A 12055-nucleotide genomic window follows, 5' to 3' on the forward strand; every position below is an offset into this window, starting at 1 on the left:
GCCTCTAAGACGCAGGGTGGGAATCGGTCAGTCTTTGCATCGGCCGCGCGGGCGCGTATTTGAGCCCGAGCAGATGAGTGGTAGCGTCGTCGGCCGCTCTGGGACGGGCGTTCAGCTGGATGCCGTGAGGTTGAGGATCACGTAGGAGCGGACTCCGTCCGCGATCGTTTCCCGGCAGCTCAGCTTGTGGGCTAGGCACATCGCGGACGAAGTCCGCTCCTACGCTCGCGGGGTGTATGGACTCAGGCCAGGTGCAGGTGGTTGTCCCAGAAGGCTGGGGGCAGGTCCAGCGGCGTGCCGGCGATGCGCTCCTGGCGGCAGTCATAGACGCGGCAGCGGCCCTGGCCGGAAGTGACGACGAAGCCGTCCTTCACCGCGCCGACGCCGGCGCAGTCGGGCAGCGGCGCGTCCAGGCGCACGGCGCCGGTATCCAGGTCCCAGATGAAGAAGCGGTTGCCGCGCGGCGCAGTGAGCGCGACCAGGCGCAGTTCGTTGTGTACGGCGACGCTGGCGGTGTACTGGGTCATGGCCAGGCGCTGTTCGTCGGCCAGCGGGAAGGGCTGGAATGGCTGCCCCGGCCGCTTGATGGCGAGCAGGTCGGCACGGTCGTGGGAGTCGCCCATGTATTGCTGGCCGGCGACGATGGTACCGTCCTGGGCGATGGCCAGATGGCGCACGCTGTTCATCTGTTGTGGCAGGGTTTCCTTGGAGATCAGGCTGCCGTCACGGTGCATCAGCACCAGGCTCGGTTCCATGGCATCAAGGTTCATCTCCACGCGGCTTTCGGCTTCGGTGCGGATGCCGCCATTGGCCACGACCAGGGTCTCGCCGTCGGGCATCCAGGACACCTGGTGCGGGCCGAGGCCGTGGGTGGAAATCTCGCCGGTGTGGCTCAGGCGCTCGCCGTCGAAACGGTACACGCCGAGCATGCCGCGCCCCGGGGCGGTGGTGTCGTTCTCGGTGGCGTAGAGCCACTCGCCGTCCTTGTGCCACACGCCATGGCCGTAGAAGTGGCGGTCGGTTTGCGAGTCGAGGGTCTGTAACAGACGGCCGTCGTTCAGGTCGATCAGGTAGCTTTGCCGCCCTGGACGCCTTGCCACGAACAGCGCCAGCGGCAGGCTGGGGTGCTGCACCACGTCGTGGCAGCGCAGGCCGACTTCGGTGGCGAACGCACAGCTGCCGTCCAGGCGATAGCCGACGGCGTAGTGCTTGCCATCCGCGTCGTCACGGGCGGACAGCACCAGGGGCTCCTTGCCCTTGCGTGACAGCGTCCAGCCGCCGAAGGTCAGGGCGCCGAGCAGCAGGCTGCCCAGGCCGATCACGTGACGTCGCAACATGGCGTTCACCTCTATTACTTCTGGTATTCCATCGATCTTGCGAGCTAGAGCCAGGCTAGGCGGAAAGATACGTCACCTGGCCGACGCGCAGCAGACCGAATCAGTCGCCGTCGTTGGCGTTGAAGCCGAGCTGCACCCCGAGGGCCTTCGCCAGATCGCTTTCGTGCAGGCGGTGGACGACATTGAGGCTGTCGTACAGCTCGTTCAGTTGCTTGATGCCGGCTTCGTCCTTGAGCAGCTCGCTGAGGGGTTTATCGATGGCCTTCAGCTTGCCGTGGACGTCGGCGTAGGCCGCATCGATCTTGCCGGCCAGTTCTTTCTGCTCCGTCGGCAGCAGGGCGCGCAGGCCCTTCTTGTCGGTGCCGTCCCACAGCGCCTGGGCGCCGGTCAGGCTGGAGTCCAGGCTCGCCAGCGACATGTCGCTGCGCCAGCCTTCGGCCTGGAAGGGCTGCGGGATGCCCTTGCTCTGGCGGCCCAGCGGGGTGCCGAGTTTTTTCTTCAGCATGTCCAGTGCGGTGACCTGCACGCGCAGCAGCTCGGCGATGGCCTCGTGGGCATCGGCGTAGCGCTCGTTGGGGAACTTGGAGAGCTGGGCGAGCATGCCGCCGTCCTGCTTCCACTGCGCCAGAATGTTCTCCGCCAGCGCTTGCTGGTGGCTGCCGATGGCCTCCAGCAGCGGGCAGTAGCGCGCCTTGGTTTCGGCATTGGCGAGGTCGATCTTGGCGTCGAAGAGAATGTACTCGTAGGCGGTCAGGCCCTGGACCACGACGCTGGATTTATCCAGGGTCGCCGGGGAAATCGCGTTGCCGCTGCTCAGCAGTTGTTCGACCTGGCGCGCCACAAGGTTCTTCTTGTCCGGCCAGAACTGCACCTGCCAGGAGCGGTTGCCCTCGGCCAGCGGGCCGACCAGCAGCGGCTGCAGCTCGGCCCAGGCCTTCTGCGCGGCCATGAAGTCGGCGCGCGCCTTGGTCAGGTCTTCCTTGCCCTGGCAGTAGGCCAGGGCACTGGCCGCCAGCGCGCGGTCGGCGTCGACCCAGCGGCTGTAGGTCGGCAGGATCACTTGCTGGGCCAGCGTGGCGCTGGTGGTGGCCTGCGGGTCGGTGGGCGAGCAGGCGCCCAGGGCGATGGCGAGGCTGGTGATCAGCAGTCGGGGGCGGAACATGGTGGGCTCGGCTCCTTAGAGTGAGTTCAAGAACGCCAGCAGGGCATCGCGCTGCCCGGCGTCGAAATTCAATACGCGTTGCTTGGCCGCTTCGGCTTCGCCGCCATGCCAGAGCACGGCTTCGAGCAGGTTGCGGGCGCGGCCGTCATGCAGGAACTGGGTGTGGCCATTGACCGTCTCGGTCAGGCCGATGCCCCACAGCGGCGCCGTGCGCCAGTCGCGGCCGCTGGCGAGAAATTCCGGGCGATTGTCCGCTAGTCCCTCGCCCATGTCATGCAGCAGCAGGTCGCTGTAGGGACGGATGACCTGGTTGGCCAGCTCCGGTTCGGCGGCGTTGGCGCCGGTGGTGAACTTGGGCGTGTGGCAACTGGCGCAGCCGCTGTCGAAGAACAGGCCCTTGCCGGTGAGCACCTGCGGGTCGTCGTGCTTGCGCCGTGCCGGCACCGCGAGGTTGCGGGCGTAGAAGGCAACCTGGTTGAAGATGTGCTGGCTGACTTCCGGCTTGCCGCCATCGATGGCGTTCTTGCAATTGGTCTGCGCCGCCGTGCAGTCGTCGCTGGGCAGCAGGTCGCTGGTCAGGCCCATGTCGCCGGAGAAGGCGTGGGCGTTCTGCTGGGCGACGTTGGGTTGCCCGGCCTTCCAGCCGAAGCGGCCGAGGACCGTCTGCTGCGTGGCATCGTCCCAGACGCGGTTTGGGCGGCCCTGCACGCCATCGCCACCCTTGGCCTGGAGCTCGGCGTTGGCGAGGATGTCCGCTTCGCTGATGGACTCCAGCAGGCCCAGGCCGATCATCGGCGGGGCGATGCGGGCGGAGAACATCGTGTCCGCATGCATCGGGCCGTAGCCCAGGTCGCTGATGCGCAGCTTGGGTTTGCGCAGCTCGACCACGGTGCCGTCCTTGAAAGTCACCGGCATGGCGTCGTACTCGACGCGGACCTTGCCTTCGGGCGCGACGCCGGGGATTGCCGAGTCCTGGAACTGTCCGCCATACACCGGCTCGGGCACCACGCCCAGGCGCTTGATGGTCTCGACGTCGGCGGAGCCGGCGGGGATCGACAGGCGCACCAGCATCGACACGGCGTTGACGTCGTTCAGCTCCGGCGGATGGCCGCGGCCGTCCTTGATGTGGCAGTTCTGGCAGGCGTTGGTGTTGAACAACGGGCCGAGGCCGTCGCGCGCGGTCGTGGTGGTTGGCGCGATCACCCAGGGGTTGCGGAAGAAGCTGTTGCCCACGGCGAAGTCCAGTCGGCGGCTTGGCGTGAGGTTGGCCGAGGGCATGGAATAGGCGTTGCGGTCGCTCTGCTTGACCGTGGTGGCGCCGCCGGATAGTGCTTCGCCAGGTTCGGCCACGGCGTGCTGGGAGGTCTCCGGCTTGCACGCGGCAAGGGCGAGGGCAGACAACAGCGGCACGAGGTGCAGGGCGGTACGGCGGTGGAGCATCGACGGGTTCCAGAGCGGTGACATGGCAGCGCGCCATGTTATCAGGGGCGTCAAATGCAAATATGAAAAATTTGTATTTGCGAACGACATCGTTTGCCGTCCGGAAACGACAAAGCCCCGCAGTGCGGGGCTTTGCCTTTGCCACTTCAGTAGCTGCGGCCTGGAGCCGCAGTCACTTCAGGATGCGCGGATCAGAACTGGTGATCGGCGTTGTCCGGCTTCAGGTCCTGAACGCCGACCGCGGTGGCGGCCTTCTCGATGGCGCCGGTCTGCTTGACCAGCGAGGCGATGGCGTCGCGGATCTTCTGCTGATCGTCCTTGTCTTCCGGAGCGATCATCTGGTCGAAGTGCACACCGTCCTTCTCGGCACGGTCGACGATGACCTGCATCTTGGCTTCGGTATTGGCCAGGTCATTCTTCAGCTCGGTATCGGCGGCGGCGTCGACCTTGGCGACCAGGTCGGACAGGCTCGGGCCCTTCACGACACTGCCGTCGGTACGCTTGTATTCGCCGGTGTAGATGTTGCGGATGCTCTTGGCGTTGAAGAACAGGGTGTTGTGGGTGTTGTCGCTGAAGCAGTCGTGCTCGTCTTCGGTGGAGTTGGCTTCCAGCGCGACCTTCATGCGCTCGCCAGCCAGCTCGCCCAGGGACAGGGAGCCCATGCCGAAGAACATCTTGCGCAGGTTGTTCTCGGCGGTGTCGGCCTCGACCTTGGCGCGGTAGTTGTCGGCGACACCGGACTTGAAGTTGCCGGCCATTTCTTCCAGGTCAGCCACCAGCAGGTCGGTAGCAGCCTTCAGATAGGCGGCGCGACGGTCGCAATGGCCGTTGGTGCAGTCCTTACCCTGGGCGTAGTCGGTGTACTTGCGGTCGCCGGCGCCGGGCTTGGTGCCGTTCAGGTCCTGGCCCCAGAGCAGGAACTCGATGGCGTGGTAGCCGGTGGCAACGTTGGCTTCGGAGCCGCCCAGCTCGTTCAGGCCCTTGAGCTTCTCGCCAGTGATTTCCTTGACGTCGATCTTGTCTTCGCCGACCTGGATCTCGGTGTTGGCGATGATGTTGGCGGTGGCGCCAGCGTTGCCTTCGGCGTGCTGGTAGTCCTTGGCGACGTAGTCGATCAGGCCTTCGTCCAGCGGCCAGGCGTTAACCGCGCCTTCCCAGTCGTCAATGATCGAGTTGCCGAAGCGGAAGGCTTCGCTCTGCGAGTAGGACGGGCGGGAAGCGATCCAGGCTTCGCGAGCGGCTTTCAGGGTTGCTTCGCTGGGCTTGGCGATCAGCGCGTCGACGGCGGTCTGCAGGGCCTTGGCGGTGGTCAGGGCGTCGCCATAGGTGGCCTCGGCGATGTCGAGGTAGTTCTTCACCACGGCCTTGACCGCGGCCTCGTCGACCTTGGCAGCCGCTGCCGGGGCAGTGCTCTGGGTGCTGGCAGCCGGAGCGGCGGGGGCTTCGGCTTTCTTGTCATCGCCGCAGCCGGCGAGGGAAATGGCGATGGCGAGCAGGCTGGCAGTGGCCCAGGGCATACGAGTCATGACGGGTTCCTTTGCATGGAGAGGAGGCGCACGTAAAAAGGACTGCGCAATAAAATCCGCAACATAATGCGAAAGATTTGCATTTTTGAAAAGAGAGATCGGTGGCGCGGTTCGATCACGGGGCCAGCACGGCGCCAGCAACGCGCAGGGAGAGTCGTTTTTGGGTAGGAGCGAGCTTGCTCGCGAAGAGCCCCAGCGCCGGTGCCATGCGGTTCGCGAGCAAGCTCGCTCCTACAGGCGAATCGTCACGCGCCGGGCGCGCGTCAATGACGCTCGACGGACCCGCCGGGATTGCCGCCGGCCGCTTCGGCCAGGCGTCGCGCCTGCTTGAGGTAGAGCGTCAGCTCGCGTGCCGGCAGCGGTTTGCTGTAGAGGTAGCCCTGACCTTCGTGGCAGCCCTGGGCGATGATGTAGGCCTCCTGCTCGACCGTCTCCACGCCCTCGGCGATCACCTGCATGCCCAAGCTCTTGCCGAGCTGGATAATGGCGCGAACGATGGTGGCGTCGTCGTCATCCAGCAGCAGGTCCTGGACGAAGCTCTTGTCGATCTTGATCTTGTCCAGCGGCAGACTCTTCAGGTAGCTCAGCGACGAGTAGCCGGTGCCGAAGTCGTCGATGGCGATCAGGGCGCCAGCGCGGCGCAGGCTGAGCAGGTGCTGGGCGGCGGTGGAGATGTCTTCCATCAGGCCGGTCTCGGTGACTTCCAGCTCCAGCGAGCGCGGCGGCAGGCGGTGCATCTGCAACAGGTTGCTGACCACACGCGGCAGGGCGTTGTGGCGCAACTGCACGGTGGACAGGTTGACCGCCAGGCGCAGGTCATCGAAGCCCTGGTCGTGCCATTCGCGCAGCTGGCGGCAGGACTGGTCGAGCACCCACTCGCCGATGCTGAAGATGCTGCCGTTCTGTTCCGCCAGCGGGATGAACAGGTCCGGAGCGACCCAGCCCTGGGTCGGGTGCTGCCAGCGTAGTAGTGCCTCGACGCCGACCACGCGGTGATCGCGGTAGTCCACCTGCGGCTGGTAAACGAGGTGCAGTTCGTTGCGCGCAAGGGCTTCGCGCAGGTCCTTCTCCAGTTCGCGGCGGCGGCGCATCTCGCTGTCGACGCTGGCAATGTAGAACTGGTAGCGGTTGCGCGAGCGACTCTTGGCCAGGGTCATGGTCTGCTCGGCTTTCTGCAGCAGCTTCTCGGTGGTCTCGCCGTCCTCGGGGAACAGGGTGATGCCGATGGTGGCGCGCAGGTGCACCAGATGCTGGTCGAGTTCGAACGGCGCTTCCAGGTCGTCGAGAATCTGCTGGGCGAGCTCCGCCGCTTCGTAGGGTTGTTCGATGTCGGCCTGGACCAGGGCGAACTGGTCGCCGCCCAGCCGCGCCAGGGCGCCGAGGTGTGCGCTGCGGGTGCGCAGGCGGTCGGCGAGGGCGATCAGCAACTGGTCGCCGAACTGGTAGCTGTACTGTTCGTTGATGCCCTTGAAGTCATCCAGGCCCAGGCAGAGCACGGCGACGCGGCGCTGCAGGCGCGAGGCGCCCTCGAGGATCTGGTCCAGACGCTGTTGCAGCAGCTTGCGGTTGGGCAGGCCGGTGAGGAAGTCGTACTGGGAGATGCGCAGCAGGCTGTCTTCGGCTTCCCGGCGCAGGTGGCCATTGCGCTCGATGGAGGCCAGCAACTGGTTGGCGGTATTCACCCACAGGCCCAGTTCGTCCTTCTCGTGGCCGTCGGGCATCGGTAGTTTGTGCTGGCTGGGGCGGTCCGGGTTGATCGAGGCCAGGTGCTCGATGATCTTCGACAGCGGCTTGGTCAGCAGCCAGTGGTAGACCATGAACAGCACCAGGCTCAGGGCCATGGCGCGCAGGATGCCGGAGATGAAGATGATTACCGAGGTGGCGACGAAATCATCGCCGTAGGGCGCGGTGTCGAGGGTGATCTTCAGGTCGCCGTAGTACTCGTTGGAGCCGCCACGGCCGGCGAGGCGGATGGAGTAGTTCTGCTCGGCGCCGAGAATGGGGTCGGTCAGCCAGCGGGTGTTGGACTCCAGCAGCGGGCGGGATTTCTCCGCCAGCATGGGTTCGTCGGGATGGCCGATGGCGGCGTAGCGCACGGCTTCATGCTGGAACAGGCCTTCGAGGACCTGCATCGCCATGTCGCGGTCGAGGCTGTAGACGGCCTGGGTAGAGGGATCGCGGACCATCGCCAGGATGCGCTGGGCATCGCTGTGCACGGCCAGGCGCGCTTTGTGGGCGTCGTACACGATCTGGGCACAGCTGAGTACCACCCCGACCACGAGGGCCGCGAGCAATACCATTCGCAGCAGCTTGAGGGAGAGGCTGTGCCGGGGATCCAGTTTCAAGGGCTTTCCTTGTTTCTCGCCAGGGGCGAACGACTGGGGCTGAGTATTGGCAATTGGCGCAATGACGTCAAAGGGCCATCGTTGTGTTTCGTGACTGTACCGGCCTTTCAGGTTAGCTGACACGAAGGTGTTACGCGCCCCTTACGAAAAAACCCGGCACAAGGGCCGGGTTTCTTCAGATCAAGCGGGGTGCGATCAAGCAGCGAACTGCTCGGCCACGAAGTCCCAGTTGACCAGGTTCCAGAACGCCTCGACGTACTTCGGACGCAGGTTGCGGTAGTCGATGTAGTAGGCGTGTTCCCAGACGTCGCAGGTCAGCAGCGGGGTGTCGCCGCTGGTCAGCGGGCAGCCGGCGCCGATGGTGCTGGCCAGGGCCAGGGAGCCGTCAGCTTTCTTCACCAGCCAGCCCCAGCCGGAGCCGAAGGTGCCGATGGAGGTCTTGCTGAACTCTTCCTTGAACTTGTCGAAGGAACCGAAGGCAGCGTTGATGGCGTCAGCCAGGGCGCCGGTGGGCTGGCCACCGCCGTTGGGGCTCAGGCAGTTCCAGTAGAAGGTGTGGTTCCACACCTGGGCGGCGTTGTTGAAGATGCCGCCGGAAGAGGTCTTGACGATGTCTTCCAGGCTCTTGCCTTCGAACTCGGTACCCGGAACCAGGTTGTTCAGGTTCACGACGTAGGTGTTGTGGTGCTTGTCGTGGTGGTATTCCAGGGTTTCCGCGGAAATGTGCGGCTCAAGGGCGTTCTTCGCGTAAGGCAGCGGCGGCAATTCGAAAGCCATGGTCTCTCTCCTATCTCACTCAGTCTGGGCTAGCGCGACGAGCGCGCGACCGGTACACGGGGCCGGTTCGATGTTTGTCGCGGCATCCGGGCGTAGCTGCAATGCGCCCCGTCAAGGGACAGGCAGCGCGCCAGTTGCGTCCGGAGGGCTCAAGGCCCGCCGGCGCCGCGAAGGTCCGATCATAGCACCCGACCTGCGGCATATCCACGCAGCAACTGTAAGGGCAAAGGCCCTGCACAGCGGTCTGCGCCGGAGCGCGACGCTCACTATGCACAGACCGGGATGACGGAACGTCGTTCGGATTTGTTCTGTGGCCGGCTCGGGATCAGTTGGCGAATACCAGCTGCGCCGCCATGCCCAGCATCATCACCGCGACCATCAGGTCCACCAGTCGCCAGGTCGCCGGCCGTGCCAGCCAGGGCGCAAGCCACGCGGCGCCGAAGGCCAGCGTGAAGAACCACAGCAGCGAGGCGCTGGCCGCGCCCATGGCGTAGGCGCCGGGCGCTGCCTGCTGGGCACCGAGGGAGCCGATCAGCAATACGGTGTCGAGGTACACGTGGGGGTTGAGCAGGGTTACCGCCAGCGCTGCCATGAGCACGGTGCGACGCGAACGCGGCCCGGTCTGCGTGATGTCGGCCATGGCTTCGGGTGCGACTGCACGACGCAGCGCCTTGAGGCCGTACCAGACCAGGAAGGTGACCCCGCCCCAGCGGGCGATTGCCAGCAGGGTCGGGTTCTCGACGAGGATCTTTGCCAGGCCGAAGACGCCAGCGCTGACCAGGATGGCGTCGCACAGTACGCACAACGCTGCCACAGAAAGGTGATGCTCGCGGCGCAGACTCTGCGCGAGAACGAAGGCGTTCTGCGCGCCGATGGCGATGATCAGGCCGGCGGCGACGAGCACGCCATTGAGGTAGCTCTGCCACATGGCTCAGACCTCCGGATTCAATGCGAGAGCGCGTAGGACATCGAGTGCGCGCGGGCCGTCGGCGTGGGCGACGAACAGGTGGTCGTGGTACCAGGCGGCGATCACGTTGCAACTGATCCCGGCCTTGGCCAGGGCCGTCGCCACGGCGGCAGTCAGGCCGACCGCCTGCAGTGCCGAGTGCACTTCCAGAGTCAGCCAGGCGGCGACGTAGTCGAAGGCCAGCCCGGTCTGTTCGGCTTCGGCACGGGGAAGAATCAGCGTCAACCCTTCGCTTTCGCGGAAGCTGCCCAGCGGCTGGAGGCCGGCCGGAAGCTGGCCGTCTGGCAGAGTGCAGAACACGTACTCGCCGTCGTTGAGTACCGGGGTCATGTCGCGCAGCAGCGCGGCCAGGGAAGTTTCGCCAGCCATGGGGCAGTCCATCTGTGAAAGTGGGAATGCTGGCGATTGTCCGGCTTTGGCCTGTATAAGAAAAACAAATACTGCTGATATCTCATTAGGGAAACTGATCATGTTCGACTACAAGCTGCTTGCTGCCCTGGCCGCCGTGGTGGAGCAGGGCGGTTTCGAGCGCGGCGCCCAGGTGTTGGGGTTGTCGCAGTCGGCGATTTCCCAGCGCATCAAGTTGCTCGAAGCGCGGGTCGGCCAGCCGGTACTGGTGCGCGCGTCGCGGCCGCAGCCGACCGATCTCGGCCAGCGTCTGCTCAATCATGTGCAGCAGGTGCGTCTGCTGGAGGGCGATCTGCAGCAATGGGTTCCCGCACTGGACGACGGCGCGGCCCCCGAGCGCCTGCGCCTGGCGTTGAACGCCGACAGCCTGGCCACCTGGTGGGCCCATGCGGTCGGTGATTTCTGCGGCGAGCGCCATGTGCTGCTGGACCTGGTTGTGGAAGATCAGGAGGTCGGCCTCAAGCGGATGCGCGCCGGCGAGGTGGCTGGCTGCGTCTGCGCCAGTCCGCGTCCCGTGGCCGGCGGTCGCTGCGAGCCGCTGGGTGCCATGCGCTACCGCGGGCTGGCCAGCCCGGAGTTCATCGCCCGGCACTTCCCCAGGGGCGTGACGCCTGCCGGGCTCGTTCGCGCACCGGCCATCGTCTACGGCCCGGATGATCAGCTGCAGCACCGTTATCTGAAGGAGCTCGGCGTCGACGGCCACTTCAGCTATCACCTGTGCCCGTCCTCCGAAGGCTTTGTGCGCATGACCAGCGGGGGCCTTGGCTGGGGCCTGGTCCCCGAGCAGCAGGTGCGCGGCGAACTGGAACGCGGCGAGCTGGTGGATATGCTGCCGGGGCAGGTGATCGACGTGCCTCTTTATTGGCACCACTGGCGCAACGGCGGCGAATTGCTCGCCGCGCTGACCCGGCACCTGCTGGCAAAAGCGCCGGGGCTGATGGTGCCGATCAGCCGCGAATGACGATGCTGCCGCTGCCCGGCAATTGCTCGATGCAACGTGCGCCGAAGAGATTCGACGGGGTGAAGTAGCCGACCGTGTTGGGGTTGGCCAGCAGGTGACGCACGGCGAAGAGCACGCCGTGGAGGGTCACGTCGTAGCCGTTGGCGGTTTCCAGCCGCGCGGTGCGGCGTTCGCCACGGGCGTTGCGCACCTCGCCCCAGACCCAGGTGCGCAGCTTGCTTCGGGCCAGTTCGTCCGGGCCGTGGACGCGCCTCTCGACTTGCTCCTTGAGCCAGCTCTGCACGCGGTCGCGGCCCAGCAGCGGACGGAAGCTGTCCATCACCCGCATGCCAATGGCAGCGACCGGCGGCACCGGCAGGTAGACCTCGATATCGCCGATGCCGGTGGAGTAATAGGCCGTCGCCACGTCTCCCCAGGGAATGGTCACGGCGTGTTTGAGGCCGCGGCCGAAGTCGATGTCGCGGCGCTTGTAACCCAGCGGCACATCGCGCAGACGCCCGGCTTCACGGACCTTGCCGCCCAGCTTGAGGCCTTCCACGGTGGTCTTGGCGGTGCCCGGCGACAGGCCGCTGCCGCTGTCGAAGCCCAACGCCAGGTGTGCGGCGTCGGGCATGGCTTCCTTGAGGCAGGCGGCGACGCAGTCAGTGGGGATTACGTCGAAGCCGACGCCGGGGCAGATCACCACGCCCGCCGTGCGCGCCACGTCGTCCAGGCTGTGGGCGTATTCGAAGACGGAAATCTCCCCGGTGATATCCACGTAATGCGCGCCGCTGGCGATGCATGCTTCGATCATCGGCGCGGCGGTGGCGGAGAAAGGCCCGGCGCAGTTGGCGACCACGCCGACATCCTCCAGCGCAGCCAGGGCGGCGGCGCTGTCGTTCAGGTCGAAGACCCGGCATTCCAGCCCCAGCGTGCTGCCCAGCGCATGCAGGCTGGCCGGGTTGCGACCGCCGAGGATCGGTTTCAGGCCCTCGCGCTGCGCCTGCTCGGCCACCAATCGGCCGGTGTAGCCGTTGGCGCCGTAGATCATCCAGTGCGTCTTGCTCATGATGCGGCCTCGAGAGAAAGCGAAGAGTGCATCAAGGGTAGTCGCAACCGCCCCGGGCATGTCGCCGATCGCAAGTCGTGCAAC

10 protein-coding genes are annotated in these 12055 nt (G+C 65.9%); 1 reads left to right on the forward strand and 9 read right to left on the reverse strand.

The window, feature by feature from the left end:
* Window positions 1-242: 242 nt before the first annotated feature.
* From AC2T4A_RS09755 to AC2T4A_RS09790, 8 genes are all read right to left on the reverse strand, one after another.
* Window positions 243-1337 (reverse strand): DUF1513 domain-containing protein, encoded by a 1095-nt coding sequence (locus tag AC2T4A_RS09755; protein ID WP_486743190.1) that lies wholly within the window; start codon window positions 1335-1337, stop codon window positions 243-245.
* Window positions 1338-1437: 100 nt separating this feature from the next.
* Window positions 1438-2499 (reverse strand): imelysin family protein, encoded by a 1062-nt coding sequence (locus AC2T4A_RS09760; RefSeq protein WP_486743191.1) that lies wholly within the window; start codon window positions 2497-2499, stop codon window positions 1438-1440.
* Between the two features lie 15 nt (window positions 2500-2514).
* Window positions 2515-3939: a di-heme oxidoreductase family protein gene (locus tag AC2T4A_RS09765; protein WP_486743664.1), complete on the reverse strand. Its 1425-nt coding sequence runs from the start codon at window positions 3937-3939 to the stop codon at window positions 2515-2517.
* A 191-nt stretch (window positions 3940-4130) separates the two neighbouring features.
* Window positions 4131-5465: an imelysin family protein gene (locus AC2T4A_RS09770; RefSeq protein ID WP_416752340.1), complete on the reverse strand. Its 1335-nt coding sequence runs from the start codon at window positions 5463-5465 to the stop codon at window positions 4131-4133.
* Window positions 5466-5728: 263 nt separating this feature from the next.
* Complete coding sequence (locus AC2T4A_RS09775; protein WP_416752341.1) at window positions 5729-7810, reverse strand: putative bifunctional diguanylate cyclase/phosphodiesterase; 2082 nt, start codon at window positions 7808-7810, stop codon at window positions 5729-5731.
* A gap of 195 nt (window positions 7811-8005) precedes the next feature.
* Window positions 8006-8587, reverse strand: coding sequence for a superoxide dismutase [Fe] (gene sodB, locus AC2T4A_RS09780; RefSeq protein ID WP_024762591.1), 582 nt, complete (start codon window positions 8585-8587; stop codon window positions 8006-8008).
* Window positions 8588-8912: 325 nt separating this feature from the next.
* Window positions 8913-9515 carry a LysE/ArgO family amino acid transporter gene (locus tag AC2T4A_RS09785; RefSeq protein ID WP_416752344.1) on the reverse strand — a complete coding sequence of 201 codons (603 nt, stop codon included), beginning with the start codon at window positions 9513-9515 and terminating at the stop codon, window positions 8913-8915.
* Between the two features lie 3 nt (window positions 9516-9518).
* Window positions 9519-9923 (reverse strand): ACT domain-containing protein, encoded by a 405-nt coding sequence (locus AC2T4A_RS09790; RefSeq protein ID WP_478377888.1) that lies wholly within the window; start codon window positions 9921-9923, stop codon window positions 9519-9521.
* A 94-nt stretch (window positions 9924-10017) separates the two neighbouring features.
* Here AC2T4A_RS09790 and AC2T4A_RS09795 point away from each other — a divergent pair, with 94 nt between their 5' ends.
* Window positions 10018-10923, forward strand: coding sequence for a LysR family transcriptional regulator ArgP (locus tag AC2T4A_RS09795; protein ID WP_486743665.1), 906 nt, complete (start codon window positions 10018-10020; stop codon window positions 10921-10923).
* On the opposite strand, the gene AC2T4A_RS09800 is transcribed toward AC2T4A_RS09795, so the two are convergent.
* On the reverse strand, window positions 10910-11971 hold the full coding sequence (locus tag AC2T4A_RS09800; protein ID WP_486743192.1) for a saccharopine dehydrogenase family protein: 1062 nt from the start codon (window positions 11969-11971) through the stop codon (window positions 10910-10912). The two genes, AC2T4A_RS09795 and AC2T4A_RS09800, sit on opposite strands and share 14 nt — an antisense overlap.
* Window positions 11972-12055: the final 84 nt, after the last annotated feature.

The sequence above is a fragment of the Pseudomonas sp. PVC-3-1 genome, from assembly GCF_057444315.1.

Coding starts and splice junctions, on each gene's coding strand:
- AC2T4A_RS09770 (WP_416752340.1), bottom strand. CDS start 5,465: ATGACTCGTATGCCCTGGGCCACTGCCAGCCTGCTCGCCATCGCCATT.
- AC2T4A_RS09765 (WP_486743664.1), bottom strand. CDS start 3,939: ATGCTCCACCGCCGTACCGCCCTGCACCTCGTGCCGCTGTTGTCTGCC.
- AC2T4A_RS09760 (WP_486743191.1), bottom strand. CDS start 2,499: ATGTTCCGCCCCCGACTGCTGATCACCAGCCTCGCCATCGCCCTGGGC.
- AC2T4A_RS09800 (WP_486743192.1), bottom strand. CDS start 11,971: ATGAGCAAGACGCACTGGATGATCTACGGCGCCAACGGCTACACCGGC.
- sodB (WP_024762591.1), bottom strand. CDS start 8,587: ATGGCTTTCGAATTGCCGCCGCTGCCTTACGCGAAGAACGCCCTTGAG.
- AC2T4A_RS09790 (WP_478377888.1), bottom strand. CDS start 9,923: ATGGCTGGCGAAACTTCCCTGGCCGCGCTGCTGCGCGACATGACCCCG.
- AC2T4A_RS09785 (WP_416752344.1), bottom strand. CDS start 9,515: ATGTGGCAGAGCTACCTCAATGGCGTGCTCGTCGCCGCCGGCCTGATC.
- AC2T4A_RS09755 (WP_486743190.1), bottom strand. CDS start 1,337: ATGTTGCGACGTCACGTGATCGGCCTGGGCAGCCTGCTGCTCGGCGCC.